The sequence below is a fragment of the Kribbella sp. NBC_01245 genome, assembly GCF_036226525.1.
Taxonomy (GTDB): Bacteria; Actinomycetota; Actinomycetes; order Propionibacteriales; family Kribbellaceae; genus Kribbella.
In genome coordinates this window covers 4,309,054-4,326,256 of sequence record NZ_CP108487.1, presented here as the reverse complement: position 1 = coordinate 4,326,256, position 17,203 = coordinate 4,309,054, and the positions used below count along the sequence as shown (strand labels likewise).

The following is a 17,203-nucleotide window of genomic DNA, read 5'->3' as shown; positions in this document are numbered from 1 at the left end:
GACGGTCGGTGTTGTTCCTGTTGCACTGGTGCTTGTGAACGCCGACCCCAGATCCTTGCCTACAGCAACGACTATGCCGGCTCGATCGCCACTGCTTTCGTGGCTGGCAGTCGTTTCGGTGATGTTGGGGATCTTTGTGATCGTCACGACGGAGATTCTGCCGATCGGGCTGCTTACGTCGATCGGGTCGAGCTTCGTTATTTCTGACGGTATGGCTGGGTTGATGATGACCATGCCGGGGTTTCTGGCCGCGATTGCCGCGCCGTTGGCGACTGTGGTCACGGGGCGGGTGGATCGGCGGGTCATGTTGGCCGCGTTCGTTCTGTTGCTGGCGTTGGCGAATTTCCTGGCCGCGGTGGCTTCCGGCTATTGGCTGATGTTGGTCTCTCGCGTGTTGGTTGGCATCACGATCGGTGGCTTTTGGTCCATCGGGGCAGGGCTGGCCGGGCGATTGGTGCCGGTCGAGTCGGTGCCTCGGGCGACTGCCGTGATCTTCGCTGCGGTGCCACTCGGGTCCGTGCTCGGCGTGCCGCTGGGCACGTTCGTCGGCGGCCTCGCGGGGTGGCGGACGGCCTTTCTCGCAATGGGAATCCTGACCCTTGGCGTGTTCGGCCTGCTGGTCGCGGTGGTCCCGCCGCTCCCCGCTGAGCGGGCGACGAACCTGCGGATGCTCACCGGCACGTTAAGGGTCAGCCGCCTCGCAGTGGCGCTCACGTTCATCATCGTGCTCGCCCACTTCGGGGCCTACACCTACGTCACGCCGTTCCTTGAGCAGGTGAGCGCCGGCCTGATCACGATCTACCTACTCACGTACGGCGTAGCGGGAATCGCCGGCAACTTCATAGCGGGCTCCACCGTGACCCGCCATCCGCGAGCCACGTTCGCGACAGCCGCCACGATGATCGCCACCGCCACCCTGCTACTCCCGCTACTCGGCACCACCGACCCCGGCGCCGTCGTACTGCTAATCCTCTGGGGCACCGCCTACGGCGCTGTGCCCGTCTGCTCACAAACCTGGTTCGCCAAAGCAGCCCCCAATTCCCCAGAGGCCTCGTCCGTACTCTTCACCGCCTCCTTCCAAGCCACCCTCTCCCTGGGCGCCCTAACCGGAGGCGTCATAGTCGACCACTCATCCCCAGCCACAGTGATGACCCTCGCCGGCCTAACCGCCCTCCTCCTGGTACCGGCCGTCGCGCGTAGGCCGGCCCAGGCGGGAAGCAACGTCAGATCGTGAGCCAGGCGGTGGTGTCGGGCGGGAGTTTGCCGTCTACGAGCGGTTGGCTCGAGAGCAAGACGATGCCGTCGACCTCGATCGGGGAGTCGGTGAGGTTGACGAGGCAGCGGAAGGCTGGGGTGCGGGTGAAGGAGAGGACGCCGGCGGGGGCGGTGTCGTCCCAGAGCAGGCGGCCTTCGCCGAGGGCTTCGTGGGTACGGCGGATGCGGAGGGCCGCCTTGTACAACGAGAGGTGGCTGTCCGGGTCGTGCTGCTGGTCTTCGGCGGTGAGGCCGGCCCACGACGCGGGCTGCGGCAACCACGGCGGGTTGTCCGTCGTACCGAAGCCGAAGGGCGGTTCGCTCCCGCTCCACGGCATCGGCACCCGGCAGCCATCGCGGCCGCGGACGGTGTGACCGGAGCGTTCCCAAGTCGGATCGTCCAGCAGGTCGTCGGGCAGGTCTTCAACCTCGGGCAGGCCGAGCTCGTCGCCTTGATAGATGTACGCGCCACCCGGCAGCGCCAGCTCCAGCAGCGCGGCGGCACGCGCCCGGCGAAGACCGAGGGCCAGGTCGGTCGGTACGGCGCCGGCGTCAGCGCCCGCTTCACGCTGGTCCCGGCCGTAGCGGGTGCGGTGGCGGATGGTGTCGTGGTTGCTCAGCACCCAGGTCGCGGGAGCGCCGACGGCCCAGAGGTTCTCGGTGGTGTGGTCGATGACCTCGCGCAGCTCTTTCGCGTCCCACGGGCAGCGCAGTACGTCGAAGTTGAACGCGGAGTGCAACTCGTTCGGCCGGACGTACGCCGCGAGCCGCTCGGCGGGGGACAGCCAGGCCTCGGCAACGAAGACGCGCGGGCCTTCCGGCGTATCGGCGTACTCGTCGGCGATCTCGCGCCAGCGCTGGTGGATCTTGTGCACCCCCGGCTGGTCGTAGAACGGGTTGCCGACGTACTTGTCGCGCGTGGGTAGGCCGTCATCATGCAGCGGTACGTCGGGCAGCGCCGGGTCCTTGGCCATCGAGTCGGCCACGTCGATCCGGAAGCCGTCGACACCCCGGTCGAACCAGAAGCGCAGGATCGAATCGAACTCGGCGATCACGTCCGGGTGGTCCCAGTTGAAGTCCGGCTGGGAGATGTCGAACATGTGCAGGTACCACTGGCCGTCGTCGATCTGTTGCCAGGCGCCACCACCGAAAGCGGCGGGCCAGTTCGTCGGCGGCACCACGCCCGGGCTGTCGCGGAACCAGAACCGCTCCCGCTCGGGCGAGCCCTTGCCCGCCTCGAGCGCCGCCTTGAACCAGGGGTGTTCCCAGGAGCAGTGGTTCGGCACCAGGTCGATCAGCACCCGGATGCCCAGGCCGTGCGCCTCCGCGATCAGTGCGTCCGCGTCGGCCAGCGTGCCGAAGTCGGGGTTGATATCGCGGTAGTCGGACACGTCGTAGCCGCCGTCGAGCAGGGGTGACGGGTACCACGGGCTGATCCAGATCGCGTCGATGCCGAGATCGGCCAGGTACGGCAGCCGGGCGCGAATTCCGTTCACATCGCCCGTGCCGTCCTTGTCGGCGTCGGCGAAGGAGCGGGGATACACCTGGTAGACGACAGCGCTACGCCACCACTCGTCAGCTGGTCTGGTCGAAGTCGGCCGATCGTCGAAAGCAGGTGCCTCAGTCATGAGATCCAGCCTGTCATGAGGGCCCAAGACGCTGTGACAGGTGTCTCAGCCTGCACCCCCGACTGTCCGTGACGGTGTGTGGGTGGCTAGTCTCGGGCCGACGGAACCGCGCCGGCGACCGTGACCTGTTTGTGTGCCACAGCCCGCCGCGGCCTAGACACGGACAGGTGAGAGGACCAGGACACTCGTGGACCTGATGGAATACCAGGCGAAGTCAGTCTTCGCCAAACATGGTGTGAGGACGACGGTCGGTGAGGTCGTCACGACTCCCGAGGAAGCACGCGCGGCGGCCGAGAAGATCGGCGGCCGGGTGGTCGTCAAGGCTCAGGTCAAGACGGGCGGCCGCGGTAAGGCCGGTGGCGTCAAGCTGGCCTCGACTCCGGATGAGGCGGAGGAGGCCGCGAAGGCGATCCTCGGTCTGGACATCAAGGGTCACCTCGTCAAGATCCTGAACATCGTCCCGGCCGCCGCGATCGCCGAGGAGTACTACTTCTCCTTCCTGATCGACCGGGCCAACCGCAACTACCTGTGCATCGCGAGCGCCGCGGGCGGTATGGAGATCGAAGAGGTCGCCCACACCAACCCCGACGCCGTCGCCAAGATCTCGATCGACCCGGCTGCCGGTGTCGATGAGGCCAAGGCGCGCGAGATCGCGATCGCGGCCAAGTTCCCCGAGGACGTGCTCGACAACGTCACCACGGAGATCGTCAAGCTGTACGGCGTCTTCATCGCCGAGGACGCGTCGCTGGTCGAGGTGAACCCGCTGGTCAAGCTCCAGGACGGCAACGTCGAGGCGCTGGACGGCAAGGTCACCCTGGACGAGAACGCGGACTTCCGGCACCCGGAGCACGCGGACTTCGAGGACGCCTCGGCCGAGGACCCGCTGGAGGCCGCGGCGAAGGCCAAGGGCCTCAACTACGTCAAGCTGGACGGTTCCGTCGGGATCATCGGCAACGGCGCGGGTCTGGTCATGTCGACCCTCGACGTCGTGGCGTACGCCGGTGAGGAGTTCGGTGGCGTCAAGCCCGCGAACTTCCTCGACATCGGTGGTGGCGCGTCGGCCGAGGTGATGGCCAACGGGCTGGAGATCATCATCTCCGACGCCCAGGTGGAGAGCGTCTTCGTCAACGTCTTCGGCGGTATCACCGCCTGTGACGCGGTCGCCAACGGCATCGTGCAGGCGTTCGAGCTGCTGGCGAGCCGCAACGAGCACGTCGACAAGCCGATGGTCGTCCGGCTGGACGGCAACAACGCCGAGGAGGGCCGCCGCATCCTCGACGAGGCGAACCTGCCCGGCCTCGAGCGCGTGGACACGATGGACGGCGCGGCCAAGCGGGCCGCCGAGCTGGCTGCGAAGTAAGGGACTACGGACAATGTCGATCTTCCTCAACAAGGACAGCAAGGTCATCGTCCAGGGCATGACCGGCTCCGAGGGCACCAAGCACACCACCCGGATGCTCGCTTCGGGCACCCAGATCGTGGGCGGCGTGACCCCGGGCAAGGGCGGCCAGACCGTCACCATCGAAGGCCGTGAGATCGCGGTCTACGGATCGGTGGAAGAGGCCGTCAAGGCGACCGGCGCGACCGTGTCGGTCGTCTTCGTACCGCCGAAGTTCACCAAGGGCGCGGTGTTCGAGGCCATCGACGCGGGTATCCCGCTGGTGGTCGTCATCACCGAGGGTGTGCCGGTGCACGACACGGCCGCCTTCCACGCGCACGCGCAGGCCAGCGGTACGACCCGGATCATCGGGCCGAACTGCCCCGGCATCATCACCCCGGGTGAGGCCAACGCCGGCATCATCCCGGCCGACATCGCGGGTCAGGGCCGGATCGGGCTGGTCTCGAAGTCGGGCACCCTGACGTACCAGATGATGTACGAACTGCGTGACTTCGGGTTCTCCACCGCCATCGGTATCGGCGGCGACCCGATCATCGGCACCACCCACATCGACGCCCTGGAAGCCTTCGAGGCCGACCCGGACACCGATGCGATCGTGATGATCGGTGAGATCGGCGGCGACGCCGAGGAGCGCGCGGCGGCCTTCATCAAGGACAACGTGAAGAAGCCGGTCGTCGGCTACGTCGCGGGCTTCACCGCCCCCGAGGGCAAGACGATGGGCCACGCGGGCGCGATCGTGTCGGGTTCCTCCGGCACCGCGGCCGCCAAGCAGGAGGCCCTCGAGGCCGTCGGCGTCAAGGTCGGCAAGACGCCGACCGAGACCGCCAACCTGATGCGCGAGATCATGCAGTCCCTCGCCAAGTAGCTCCAACGACAAAAGGCGGCCGTTCCCCTCGGGGAGCGGCCGCCTTTTGCGTGACTAGCGGAAGTACAAGGACCGTTCGCCGGCCCGGATCAGCAAGTCCCGGAAGGCCTCGTCCGTGATGTCGAGCCCCTTCAGCACCGGGAACATCACGTACGCCGCACGGTTGCTGGCCCGGACGATGCCGACCCGGTACGTGAGCTTGCCGCTCGCGCCCGCGTCGTACACGATCCGCCAGGTCTGACCGCGGATACCGAACCAGTTCACCGAGTCGGTCCGTTTCACCGTCGCGGTGGAGTACGTCTTCTTGCAGTTGTCGACGGCCTTGCGCAGCGTCGTGATGAACTGCTCCGCGACCGTGTGGTCCTTGAACTCCGCCACCATCGTGTCCATGCCGAACTCGGTCGGCACCTCGGCGTCCGGTACGACGTACGTCTGCCAGCGGGACTTGGTCGCCTTCGCCTTGGGCAGGTCGATCTTCTCGCAGCCGGTACCGTCCCGGGCGGCGGACTTCACGCTCACCCAGGGTTTGTCCACCTTGCTCAGCACCGGCAGGTCGATCGGCGCCATGAAGCCCTTCGGCTCGTCGGTCGCCAGCAGGCTCGAGTCGAGCTTGGGGGTGCTGCCACAACCGGTGCCGGTCTCGGCGCAGATCCGCCGGACCCCGGCGCTCGCCGCCGCGAGCATGGCGTCAGCGCGGGGCTGGGTGGCTCCGATGGTGTTGTGCTCGAGCACGAGCGTGGCCTGGCCGCTGGTCACCACCGCGAGGGTGCGGAACCGCTTGCGATCACTCCCGATCGGCTGGCCGAAGACCGCGATCAGGCCCTTGTCGCCCAGCCCGACGGCCTGGTAACTGGACAGCAGCCGGATCTGCGGCGTAGCGCATTCGCTCATCCAGCCGGCGATCGTGCTGTAGGCCTTCTGGGCCGTGCCGGCGTCGTTCGAGACCTCGACGTACTCGACGGCGGTGTCCAGGTTGTTCGGGTTGCGCAGCACCCGGACCCAGGTCCGGATCCCGGCCGGGTCGGCGAAGCGCTGCGCCTGGCAGGCGAACGACGGCTGCTTCGACTCGGTGCCATCGGTGGTGCGGGAGATGGTCCAGTTGCCCTTGGAGAGCAGATCCGCGTCGTCTGTGTCGATCAACACACCCGGATTGCTGAGCAGTTTGGAGTCGGACTTGTTCTGGCCACCGCTGTCGTTCGGATCGTCCTTGCCGCCGCCGAGCGCGGACACGGCGATGATGCCGCCGCCGACGAGGAGAACGGCCGCGGCGACACCGCCGGCGATGAGCTGGGTCTGCCGGCGGCGCTGTTTGCGCCGGGCCTCACGCAGGGCGGCGCGACTGACCCGGGGGCGGGGGCTGCCGCCGGGAGGCACGCTGGGGCCGGATTGGCCGGTCATGTACTCCTCGTCCTTCTCGCTGATCTACCCGACGGTATCCAGTCGGGCAAGACGGGGACCAAGCGGGGCGAAGTCTTTCACAGTCGGCGTGTCCGCACGAGTGGTGCCCGGACAGACGAGACGATGTGAGTCAGATGACAGACACGGTGAACCGCCCGGGCACCCGCGAAGACCAGCCCTCACGGTCTGGGAGTGGAATATCACAGCCAGTTGTCCTGCCCGCACTGGTCGCGGCGGGAGCCTGCCTGCTGAGCGGGCTGCTGACCTGTTCGGTGGTCGCGGTGATCGGCTGGCTCGCCGCGACGTTCGGTGGTGCGTCCAGCGCCATGCGGGCGGGCGCGGCCATCTGGCTCACGGCCCACAAGACCGGCGTCACGATCAGTGGAGGCTCCCTGACGCTCGCGCCGCTGGGTCTCACCCTGCTGCTCTCCTACTTCCTCTACCGGGCAGGCCGCTTCGCGACCCGGTTGAGCGGCGCCCGTGAGCCTCGCGAACTACTGACGCTTACCGGCGTTCTAGCCGTCGGGTACGGCGTTGGCGCGCTGATCGTCGCCGTGCTGGCCTCAAACGGCTCAGTGAAGATCTCCCCGTTCTCGGCTCTACTGGGCGCGATAAGCCTCGCGGTGGTCGCAGGCACTCTCGGCGTCATGGCCGAGTCGGGCGCGCTCATGGCGACTGCGAAGGCCACACCGCACTGGGTCCGCCAGATGATCGCAGGGGCGCTCGCGGCCGTTGCCGCCGTACTGGCCGCCGCAGCCGTGCTGTTCGCCGTAATGCTGGTTCTGCACTTCAGCCGGGCCACCACCATGCTGGAGGCGCTTGACTCGGGCGTAGTTGGCTCTGTGGTCCTCTTCGGGATCTGCCTGGTGCTGTTGCCCAACGCGATCGTGTACGCCGCATCCTTCATCGCGGGCCCGGGCTTCTCGCTGGGCGTCGGGACAACCGTGGCGCCTACCGGGGTCGACGTCGGCAGCTTGCCGGCGCTACCGCTCCTGGCGGCTGTGCCCGCTGACGGCGCCACCCCGACGTACCTGCTGGTCTTGACCGGGCTGGTCCCTCTGCTGGCTGGAGTAGCCGCAGGCCTGGTTGTCGCTCGGAGGGTCAGTGGCGGGCCTGACGGCGATCTGATCGGCTGGGACGCCTATGCGGTTCGTGCGGCCTTCTCCGGGCCTGTGGCGGGCCTGGTGCTCCTAGTGCTCTTCCTGCTCGCAGGCGGCTCTGCCGGTCCGGGGCGAATGGCCTCCTTCGGCGTCGTCGGGCCGTTCGCGGGGGCGGGAGTCGTCGCGGCCGGTGTGACCATCGGCGCCGCCATCACCGCGGCGATCGTGGGCGCCCGCCGAGCTCCCTGAGCAGCACCGATAGAGCTCCCCGAAAGGGGCACCGATAGGGTGGCCTCCGTGACAAGGTCCTCTCTGTGATTGGGAACGCCGCGTGAGCGAAGCGCCGAAACCCGCGCGTCTGGTCGTCCTCATCTCCGGCTCCGGCTCCAACCTGCAAGCCCTGCTGGACGCCTGCGCCGACCCCGCGTACGGCGCTCAGGTGGTCGCCGTCGGCGCGGACCGCGACGGCATCACGGGTCTGGACCGGGCGAACCACGCAGGTGTGCCGACCTTCGTGCACCGGGTCAAGGACCACACCGAGCGCGCCGACTGGGATGCCGCGCTGACCGCGTCCGTCGCGTCGTACCAGCCGGATCTGGTCATCTCGGCCGGGTTCCTGAAGCTGGTCGGGGAGAAGTTCCTGGCCGCCTTCGGCGATCGCTACATCAACACCCACAACGCCCTGCTGCCGGGCTTTCCCGGTATCCACGGCCCGCGTGACGCCCTCGAGTACGGCGTGAAGGTCGCGGGCGCCACCTTGTTCTTCGTCGACGGTGGCGTCGACACCGGGCCGATCATCGCCCAGGTCGTCGTACCGGTGCTGGACGACGACACCGAAGACACCCTGACCGAACGGATCAAGGACGTCGAGCGCCGCCAGTTGGTGGACGCCGTCGGCCGCCTGGTCCGCGAGGGCTGGACCATCACCGGAAGAAAGGTCACCATCCCGTGAGCACCGCCGCCGAGGACCGCAGGCCGATCCGTCGCGCGCTGATCAGCGTCTACGACAAGACCGGGCTGGAGGAGCTGGCGAAGGCCCTGTCCGACGCCGGCGTCCAGCTGGTCTCGACCGGCTCCACCGCCGCGCGGATCGCCGCCACCGGTGTGCCGGTGACCAAGGTCGAGGAGCTGACCGGGTTCCCGGAGTGCCTCGACGGCCGGGTGAAGACGCTGCACCCGAAGGTGCACGCGGGCCTGCTGGCCGACGTACGCCTCGAGACGCACGTCGAGCAGTTGCAGGAGATGCGGGTCGAGCCGTTCGACCTGCTGGTGAGCAACCTCTACCCGTTCATCGAGACCGTGGCCTCGGGCGCGACGGTGGACGAGTGCGTCGAGCAGATCGACATCGGCGGGCCCTCGATGGTCCGCGGTGCCGCCAAGAACCACGCGAACGTGGCCGTCGTCGTCGACCCCGCGCGCTACCCGGAACTGGTACAGGCCTTGGCGGACGGCGGTTTCACGTTGGCCCAGCGCCAGCGGCTCGCCGCCGAGGCTTTCGCGCACACCGCGTCGTACGACGTGGCCGTGGCCTCGTGGATGGGCAGCGTGCTGACCGATACGAGCGAGGGCTCGGGCTTCCCGGCTTGGGCCGGAGCGACTTGGGAGAAGTCGGCCGTGCTGCGCTACGGGGAGAACCCGCACCAGCCGGCCGCGTTGTACAAGAGCTGGCGTGGCGGGCTTGCCTCGGCCGAGCAGCTGCACGGCAAGGAGATGTCGTACAACAACTTCGTCGACGCGGACTCCGCCCGGCGTACGGCATACGACTTCGACCGGCCGGCCGTCGCGATCATCAAGCACGCGAACCCGTGTGGCATCGCCGTCGGTGCGGACGTCGCGGAGGCGCATCGCAAGGCGCACGAGTGCGACCCGATCTCGGCGTACGGCGGTGTGATCGCCACCAACGTGCCGGTCTCGGTCGAGATGGCCAAGCAGGTCGCGGAGATCTTCACCGAGGTGCTGGTGGCGCCCGGTTACGAGGACGGCGCGGTCGAGATTCTTCAGGCCAGGAAGACGATCCGGGTGCTGGTGTGCCCGCCGGACGAGCACAAGGTGCCGGTCGAGTTCCGGCCGATCAGCGGCGGCATGCTGATGCAGCACGTCGACCGTTTCCAGGCTGAGGGCGACGACCCGGCCACCTGGACGCTGGCCACCGGTGAGGCGCTGAGCGGGGACGACCTGGCTGAGCTGGAGTTCGCCTGGAAGGCCTGCCGCGCGGTCAAGTCCAACGCGATCCTGCTGGCGTCGAAGGGCGCCTCGGTCGGTGTCGGGATGGGCCAGGTCAACCGGGTCGACTCCTGCAAGCTGGCGGTTTCCCGTGCGGGCGAGCGGGCTGCCGGTTCGGTCGCGGCGTCGGACGCGTTCTTCCCGTTCCCGGATGGGCTCGAGGTGCTGATCGAGGCCGGCGTGAAGGCCGTCGTACAGCCGGGTGGTTCGATCCGGGACGAGCAGGCGATCGAGGTCGCGCAGAAGGCCGGGATCACGATGTACTTCACCGGAACGCGGCACTTCTTCCACTGATCCTCATGGCTATTCGGCCTTTGGTGGACCCGGTTGACGGGGTCCACCAAAGGCCATTTTTTCAGCTGGGGATGGAGATTGACGGGCTGTGCCAGGCGGTTGTCGCCGCCGGGGCTCGTCGGGAGCTGCGGAGAATGCTGATGCTGACGGCCAAGGTCCAGAGGCTCCACAGCATTCCCATGCTCGCTGTGGTTCCCCAGCCCTGGGCGCTGTAGAAGTTGGCCGGGTCGTCACCGAAGTACAGCGCCGGCACGAAGGCCAGGTTGATCGCGGCCAGCACGTAGGCGGAAACCCCGACCCAGCGGGGCAGCAGCCGTAGGCGCATGACGACGATGCCCAGGGCGATCAGGAACAGCCCCATCAGCAGGCGCGAGATCAAGCCCTGCATCAGGTACTGCGCTGCCGCGAACGGGCCTTCCCTGGTGGTGTCGATGTCCTGGGCGACCGAGATGGCGGCCCCGGCCTCCATGGACTGCGGCACGAAGACCATCGCCACCCACAGCAGCCCGGCCGACTGGATCACCCCCGCGATCCAGTCCGACGCGAGGTCGACCTGGTGGATCAGTTGGCGGAGCCCGGTGAAGAGAAGGATGTAGAAAACGCAGCCCACGATGCCGATCAGGCTGCGGGTCAGGATGTTCCAGTCCGGCGGAGCACCGGAGTAGAGGAAGTAGAGCGGGACCTGAACCACGATCAGCGCGCTGGCGATGATCCCGAACAGGCCGGTGTACCTGCGAACCAAGGCTTCGGACACGACGATTCCCTTCCACGGACGCTCGGCCCTCTTCGGCGGATCCTCCGACGACGGCCGAATCCTTTGTCGAGGACCTGCTGAATCCTCGAATCGACCTCTGCGTCGAGCGCCTGCGGAAGGCTCAGAAGGACGGCCAGTTACGCCTCGACGTGGATCCCTTCGATGTGGTGGACATGCTCTACGCGCCCATCTATTACCGCCTGCTCCTGCGCACCCGTCCGGTCAGCATGTCCCAGCTCGATACGATCCTCGACCTGACTTTCGCCGGCGTCATCCCGGACTGATAACTTTCCTTACGATCATTGCCTAAGTCATAGGCGCGGGCCTATGGTGATCGCGCTCGCGTCCCTCAAACCGCCCGTTGGGGAGAACAATGTCGTGGAAGAAGTTCGGCCTGCCCCTGTTCGTGGCCAGTGCCGTCATGATCCCGCTGGGGGTGACCGCGCCCGCCTCTGCTTCCGTTTCCGCCGAAGCGACCGCCGGGCATACGTCCAAGCGCGTGGTCGGCTACTACACCCAGTGGAGTGGCTATGACCGCAATTTCCTGGTCAGTGACCTCATCAAGAACGGTACGGCCGCCAAGCTCACCAACCTGAACTACGCCTTTGGCTTCCTCGACGAAGCCGGCAAGTGCGTCAGTAGCGATCCGTGGGCCGACTACCAGCGTCCCTTCACCGCTGAGCAGAGTGTCAGCGGGAAGGCGGATGAAGCCGGTCAGCCCCTCGCTGGCAACTTGAACCAGCTCAAGCAGCTCAAGGCCAAGTACCCGAAGCTGCGCGTCAGCATCTCCCTTGGCGGCTGGACCGGCTCGAAGTACTTCTCGAATGCCGCGCTCACCAAGAAATCCCGTGCGGCCCATGTGAAGTCCTGCTTGGACATGTGGATCAAGGGCGATCTGCCGGGCGCACCCGCTGGTGCTGCCGCAGGCGTGTTCGACGGCATCGACCTGGACTGGGAGTGGCCTGCCAGCGAAGGCAACGCCGGCAACGTCGTACGGCCTGAGGACAAGCAGAACTTCACCGCGCTCGTCCGGGAGTACCGCAAGCAGCTCAACAAGCTCTCGTGGAACACACATCGCCGGCACAACCTGACGGCGTTCCTGCCGGCAGACCCGGTGCAGATCGACAAGGGCTTCGAGGTCCGCAAGGTCTTCCGTGACCTCACCTTCGCGACCACACAGGGGTACGACTACCACGGCTCGTGGGACCCGATCACGAACCAGCAGTCGGCTATCGACGGTCCGGCCGGTGATCCCAGCACTAGCGAGTTCAGCTCGCAGGTCACGATTGACGCCTACCTGCAGCGCGGAGCGCCTCGCAGCCAACTGGTCATGGGTGTGCCGTTCTACAGCCGCGGCTGGACCGGTGTCGGCCCGACCAACAACGGCCTCTTCCAGCCCGCGACGGGCGCGGCGCCTGCGACGTACGAGGATGGCTATGAGGACTACCGCCTGCTCAAGCCTCAGCTGAGCAAGTTCCAGGTTCACCGGGACAACAAGGCGGGCTTCGCGTGGCTCTACGACGGCAACACCTTCTGGACCTGGGATGACCCGATCGAGATGAAGCGCAAGGCTCGCTACATCTCCGACCGGCACCTGTCCGGCGCGATGATCTGGTCCCTGGACGGCGACACCTCCGACGGCCAACTCATCACCGCCTTGTACAGCGGCCTCCGCTGACCTCATCCGGCCCTGGGAGCCTGTCGCTCCCAGGGCCGGTTCAATTCGGTCGCAACCGGCCCGGCGATCGGTGAGACTGGTCCGATGTCGGTCGATGCGGTGGTGCGGAAGTTCGGCGCGGAGCGCGGTGAGGCGGTCGCCATCGGGTTCTCGTCGGCCACGGTGGTTCGGCTCGAGCGCCGGAAGGAAACCCTTTACTACAAGGCTGGAGCGGGTGTCTCGGCTGAGTGCGACCGCTTGCTCTGGCTGGGTGCGACCGACTTCCCCAGCCCGCTGGTGCGTGACCGGGGTGACGACTGGATGCTCACGTCGGAACTGCCCGGGCGGGACACGTCCCAGCCCTGGCCGGTGGCTGATCGGCCCGCGGTGATCGCGGCGATGGCGGCTGGGCTGCGAGCGCTGCACCAACTCGACGTCGCCGATTGCCCTTTCGAGTCGCCCTTTCCCGGCACGCGCGAGGTGGTTACACATGGCGACTTCTGCGCGCCCAACGTCTTCGTCGATCCCGAAACGTTGCGCTTCACCGGCATGCTGGATGTCGACTCGCTTGGGGTGGGGCCGCGGTATGTGGATCTCGCGCTGATGTACAACAGCCTTTCGAACGGCCTCAACCCGCAGTACGACGGGCAGGCCGCCGCCTTTGTGCAGGCGTATGGCGGCGACCCACTCGACTCTCGCATCACGTATTACATCGACCTGGCCAACGCTCGCTAGCCGGGGTTTTCGTCAACTGCACAAGGCGGTGTCGACAGCGGCGAGTACGGCGGCGGCGGCCCGTTCGGCGTTCTCCGGCTCGAACGTACCCGGGAGAGCCGTCACGGCGATCGAGGCCGCGCGGCCGGTCGTGGTGACGCCGCCCCTGGTCTCGTAACCCGGGATGTCGCCACCATGGCCCCAGTAGATTCCGCCGCACGAGAGCGGCGTACTGACCAGGCCGAGGCCGTAGCGCCCGCCGGGCCACATCTCCGCCGGGACCGTCTTCTTCATCTCCGCCAGTTCAGCGGCGGGCAGAAGGCGTCCACCCAGCAGTGCGCTGAAGAAGCGGTTCAAGTCGCTGGGAGTACTGATGAGCTGGCCGGCCGCCCATCCCCACGAGGGATCCAGCTCGGTCACGTCGATGACGCCCATGCCATCCACATGCGTGTAGCCATGCGGGTGCCGGCCCTTGATCGTCTTGTCGCCGACAGCCGGCCAGTAGGTGCCACGCAGGTTGAGGGGCTTGATGACGCGATCTGTGACCTGCTCCGCGACCGGGCGGCTCGTGACGCGTTCGATCAGCAAACCGGCCAGTACGTAGTTGGTGTTGCTGTACTCCCACTTGGTGCCGGGCGGAAAGCTGGCCGGATGAGCGAGCGCGATGTCGAGCAGCTCGCGCGGCTGGTAGTACCGGTTGACGATCTTCTCGAACTCGGCGAGATCCATGTGCGCGGTGTAGTTCGGCAGGCCGCTCGTGTGCTGCAGCAGCTGTCGTACGGTGATCTTGCGGCCGTCGATCCCCTTACCGCGGACCAGTCCCGGCAGGTAGTCCTCAATCGGCGCGTCGAGTCGTACCTTGCCTTCGGCAACCAGTTGCAGGACGACGGCCGCGACGAAGGTCTTTGTATTACTGCCGGCCCTGACCCGTCCGTCCCGGGGTGGCGGCTGCTGGCCGCCGAGTTGCGAACGGCCTGCCGTGTACGACCGCTGCGTTCTTCCATCGTCCACCGATGCCAAGGCCGCTGGGAATTTCCATTCCCGGACCAGGCCGTCGAGTTGCTTCTGTACGTCCGACCGGCTCGACGCGGCGCGTTCGGGGGCTATGGCGGTGGCGGCTGGTGCCGCGGCCGCGCCTACCAGCAGTGTTGCCGCGGCAACCCCGGCCAGCAATTTGTTCCTCATCGCTCCTCCTTCTGACAGTGCTCAAACCCTGTCAGCCGGAGCGCCCTCGCACCCGCCAGCGACCTCCCCAACCGAAGGTAGAGCCAGCTATACCAACGACCTCAGTGCGCGCGAGTGGCGGTTAGCCAGAAGCGGTGGCTTACCGCCTCGAGATGGCCTTGGGTGTGGAGGCGTTCGAAGGTCGAGCGCATCGTGTCGCGGTCGAGCTCGGGGACGGACCAGGGGATGGTCCGGAGGTAGCCGATCAGCGCCGCGATATCGGTGAAGGTGCTGGCCGGACGTTCCTCGCCCGACGCCGTCACGGTCAGGCCGCCGGCCTCGGTCTGGCGGATCGACTCCGCGAGGTCCCAGACTTCCGCCTTCGGGTCGAGCCCGCACAACGCCCGTACCGAGGCCGTTTCGTCGGCGCCGACCTGCTGGGTGACGAAGACGCCGCCCGGTTTGAGCACGCGTCGTACGTCGGAAGGGTCGAAGGCCTCGTGCCGGGAAAGCACCACGTCGTACGACGAATCGCGGAACGGCAGTCCCACCCGGCGCGGGCCGTCCGGATTGGTGTTGTCCTGGCCGCCGCCACAGACGACGAGGCGAATCCCCTTCGGCGCAAGGGTTTTCGCGGCCGCGGGCACGGTCGGCAGCCACTCCTCGGCGGCAACGGTGAAAGGTGGCAGGCCTGGCAGGTTCGCCAGGATGCCACCTTCGCCGGTGCCGAGGTCGAGTAATGCGCTGATGCCGGTCAGGTGTGGCGTGACGAGCTCCGGCCAGGTCCAGCTCGGCGTGCCCGGGAGGTATCGCCCGGGCAGGAACCCGGCACCCCAGTGCGCCTCGACGTCGAGCCCGAATCCCTCGTCCAGCAGCAGGTCAATCGTCATGCCTGCCAGGCTAGTGTCCTGCGCCGGAAGTTCTTCGGTGTTTTCGGCGCCCAGGCACGCACCTCACGGCACTGGCGAACCATCCACGATGCTCCGCATCGAGGACGCTCCGCCAGCACCGCGATGCACGCACCTGAACACCGAAAACACTCGAACAACTTCCGGCGCAGGACACTAGTTGGGCTTTGGGTTTAGTTGGATTCGCGCAGTTCGGTCGGGGCGCCGTGGACGGCTGGGATGGTGCCGAGTTTGCCGGCCTGGAAGTCCTCGAAGGCCTGGACCACCTCGGCGCGGGTGTTCATCACGAACGGGCCGGCCATGGCGATCGGCTCGCGGATCGGCCGGCCGCCGAGGACGAGCACCTCGAGGTTGGGCTCGGCCTGCGGTTGGCTGGTCGCGGCCGCCGTACGCAGGGTGTCGCCGGGGCCGAAGACCGCCAGCTGACCTTTGCGGATCGCGCGGCGCTCGTTGCCGACCGTCCCTTGCCCGGCGAGCACGTACACCAGGGCGTTGTAGTCCGGTTGCCAGGGCAGCACCATCTCGGCGCCCGGGCTCACCGTCGCGTGCACCAGCGTGATCGGGGTGTGTGTCGACCCGGGCCCGTTGTGGCCGGCGACCGAGCCGGCGATGACTCGGATCAGCGAGCCGCCGTCCGGCGTGGAGAGCAGTGCGGAGTCGCCGCCGCGGATGTCCTGGTAGCGGGGCTCGGCCCACTTCAGCGCTCGCGGCAGGTTGACCCAGAGCTGGATGCCGTGGAAAAGGCCGCCGCTGACGACGAGGTGCTCCGGCGGAGTCTCGATGTGCAAGAGGCCCGATCCGGCGGTCATCCATTGGGTGTCGCCGTTGGAGATGACGCCGCCGCCACCGTTGGAGTCCTGGTGCTCCATGATGCCGTCGAGCATGTACGTCACGGTCTCGAAGCCGCGGTGCGGATGCCACGGAGTGCCGACCGGCTCGCCCGGCGCGTACTCCACCTCGCCCATCTGGTCCATGTGGATGAACGGATCCAGGTCGCGCATGTCCACCCCGGCGAAGGCCCGGCGGACGGGGAATCCCTCACCTTCGAAACCGCTCGGCGCGGAGGTGACGGAACGCACCGCGCGCTCCGAGGTCAGCGCCGGATCCGGCGTTTCGACCCGGGGCAGCACGGTGATGTCGGAGACGGTCACGGCGGGCATGGGTGGGCTCCTCGCTCTCAGATAATTCAAGAATAAACTACCCAGCTCAACCGCAGCAAGGTCCCGCGAATTCCCGCCCACCCGTGCGAGGGATCGCGGGCTACGGTCATTTCCGGACCGACCTCAACCTTTCCGGCCCGGGCGTGCTCTTGAAGGGGTGTAAGAGGAAGCGAGTCGGGAGGAGTGCGGGTGCCACGGGACGAGGAATTCGCGGAGTACGCCGCGGTCCGGCAGCAGCGTTTGTATCGCCAGGCGTACCTGCTCTGCGGGGATCGGGACAAAGCCCAGGACCTGGTCCAGAGCACGCTGCTGAAGCTCTACCGGGCCTGGCCGTCGGTGCAGCGGGCGGACAACGTGGACGCCTACAGCTACAAGACGCTGGTCCGCACCTTCGTCGAGGGTGAGCGGCGCCGGCGCCGGGAGTGGGACTGGTTCCGCCGACCGGACGCGGCGGTGGCACCCCGGTCGGACGACCTGCGAATGACGCTGCTGGCCGCGCTGGCGGAACTGCCGGCCCGCGCACGGGCGGTGGTGGTCCTTCGCTATTGGGAGGACCTCAGCATCGAGCAGACCGCAAGCGCCCTTGGCTGTAGTACCGGAACGGTCAAGTCGCACAGTTCCCGTGCCCTGGCGGTGCTACGGGACCGGCTCGGCGACGACTTCCACGCGCTCTCCACCCCTTGAG

General features: G+C 67.4%; 15 protein-coding genes and 1 pseudogene. 10 read left to right on the top strand and 6 right to left on the bottom strand.

The genetic code is table 11. The features are described 5' to 3' along the window. The first annotated feature begins 73 nt into the window (after positions 1-73). On the top strand, positions 74-1,234 hold the full coding sequence (locus OG394_RS19190; RefSeq protein WP_328996773.1) for an MFS transporter: 1,161 nt from the start codon (positions 74-76) through the stop codon (positions 1,232-1,234). On the opposite strand, the gene OG394_RS19185 is transcribed toward OG394_RS19190, so the two are convergent. Further along, entirely contained in the window at positions 1,224-2,882 is a 1,659-nt protein-coding gene (locus OG394_RS19185) for a glycoside hydrolase family 13 protein (RefSeq protein WP_328996772.1), read from the bottom strand. The genes OG394_RS19190 and OG394_RS19185 overlap by 11 nt on opposite strands. 187 nt (positions 2,883-3,069) lie before the next feature. Here OG394_RS19185 and sucC point away from each other — a divergent pair, with 187 nt between their 5' ends. Further along, the gene (gene sucC, locus OG394_RS19180; protein WP_328996771.1) at positions 3,070-4,242 is read left to right on the top strand and encodes an ADP-forming succinate--CoA ligase subunit beta; all 1,173 of its coding nucleotides are present in this window, start codon (positions 3,070-3,072) and stop codon (positions 4,240-4,242) included. Between the two features lie 13 nt (positions 4,243-4,255). Continuing rightward, entirely contained in the window at positions 4,256-5,146 is an 891-nt protein-coding gene (sucD, locus tag OG394_RS19175) for a succinate--CoA ligase subunit alpha (RefSeq protein WP_328996770.1), read from the top strand. Positions 5,147-5,200: 54 nt separating this feature from the next. Here the strand turns inward: sucD and OG394_RS19170 are convergent, their stop codons facing one another. Continuing rightward, the gene (locus OG394_RS19170; protein ID WP_328996769.1) at positions 5,201-6,544 is read right to left on the bottom strand and encodes a hypothetical protein; all 1,344 of its coding nucleotides are present in this window, start codon (positions 6,542-6,544) and stop codon (positions 5,201-5,203) included. A gap of 134 nt (positions 6,545-6,678) precedes the next feature. Here OG394_RS19170 and OG394_RS19165 point away from each other — a divergent pair, with 134 nt between their 5' ends. The 3 genes from OG394_RS19165 to purH all read left to right on the top strand — a co-directional run bounded on the left by OG394_RS19165 (position 6,679) and on the right by purH (position 10,161). Continuing rightward, positions 6,679-7,893 carry a cell division protein PerM gene (locus OG394_RS19165; RefSeq protein ID WP_328996768.1) on the top strand — a complete coding sequence of 405 codons (1,215 nt, stop codon included), beginning with the start codon at positions 6,679-6,681 and terminating at the stop codon, positions 7,891-7,893. Between the two features lie 82 nt (positions 7,894-7,975). After that, positions 7,976-8,596, top strand: coding sequence for a phosphoribosylglycinamide formyltransferase (gene purN / locus OG394_RS19160; RefSeq protein WP_328996767.1), 621 nt, complete (start codon positions 7,976-7,978; stop codon positions 8,594-8,596). After that, positions 8,593-10,161: a bifunctional phosphoribosylaminoimidazolecarboxamide formyltransferase/IMP cyclohydrolase gene (purH, locus tag OG394_RS19155; protein ID WP_328996766.1), complete on the top strand. Its 1,569-nt coding sequence runs from the start codon at positions 8,593-8,595 to the stop codon at positions 10,159-10,161. Before purN ends, purH begins: the two co-directional genes overlap by 4 nt. A gap of 61 nt (positions 10,162-10,222) precedes the next feature. Here purH and OG394_RS19150 read toward each other — a convergent pair whose 3' ends face one another. Then, a complete protein-coding gene (locus OG394_RS19150) occupies positions 10,223-10,915 on the bottom strand; it encodes a hypothetical protein (RefSeq protein WP_328996765.1) in 693 nt (230 codons plus the stop codon). Between the two features lie 50 nt (positions 10,916-10,965). Here OG394_RS19150 and OG394_RS19145 point away from each other — a divergent pair. From OG394_RS19145 to OG394_RS19135, 3 genes and pseudogenes are all read left to right on the top strand, one after another. Continuing rightward, positions 10,966-11,199 (top strand): annotated as a pseudogene (locus OG394_RS19145) (TetR-like C-terminal domain-containing protein); the annotation flags it as partial. Between the two features lie 89 nt (positions 11,200-11,288). Next, positions 11,289-12,593 (top strand): glycoside hydrolase family 18 protein, encoded by a 1,305-nt coding sequence (locus OG394_RS19140; RefSeq protein WP_328996764.1) that lies wholly within the window; start codon positions 11,289-11,291, stop codon positions 12,591-12,593. 84 nt (positions 12,594-12,677) lie between these two features. Beyond that, positions 12,678-13,307, top strand: coding sequence for a phosphotransferase (locus tag OG394_RS19135; RefSeq protein ID WP_328996763.1), 630 nt, complete (start codon positions 12,678-12,680; stop codon positions 13,305-13,307). 12 nt (positions 13,308-13,319) lie between these two features. Here the strand turns inward: OG394_RS19135 and OG394_RS19130 are convergent, their stop codons facing one another. The 3 genes from OG394_RS19130 to OG394_RS19120 form a co-directional block, all read right to left on the bottom strand. Then, the gene (locus OG394_RS19130) at positions 13,320-14,471 is read right to left on the bottom strand and encodes a serine hydrolase domain-containing protein (protein WP_328996762.1); all 1,152 of its coding nucleotides are present in this window, start codon (positions 14,469-14,471) and stop codon (positions 13,320-13,322) included. Positions 14,472-14,572: 101 nt separating this feature from the next. Next, positions 14,573-15,340 carry a hypothetical protein gene (locus tag OG394_RS19125; protein ID WP_328996761.1) on the bottom strand — a complete coding sequence of 256 codons (768 nt, stop codon included), beginning with the start codon at positions 15,338-15,340 and terminating at the stop codon, positions 14,573-14,575. Positions 15,341-15,531: 191 nt separating this feature from the next. Next, on the bottom strand, positions 15,532-16,518 hold the full coding sequence (locus OG394_RS19120) for a pirin family protein (protein WP_328996760.1): 987 nt from the start codon (positions 16,516-16,518) through the stop codon (positions 15,532-15,534). 189 nt (positions 16,519-16,707) lie between these two features. Between OG394_RS19120 and OG394_RS19115 the strand changes: the two genes are divergently transcribed. Next, on the top strand, positions 16,708-17,202 hold the full coding sequence (locus OG394_RS19115) for a SigE family RNA polymerase sigma factor (protein WP_328996759.1): 495 nt from the start codon (positions 16,708-16,710) through the stop codon (positions 17,200-17,202). Position 17,203 lies beyond the last annotated feature (1 nt).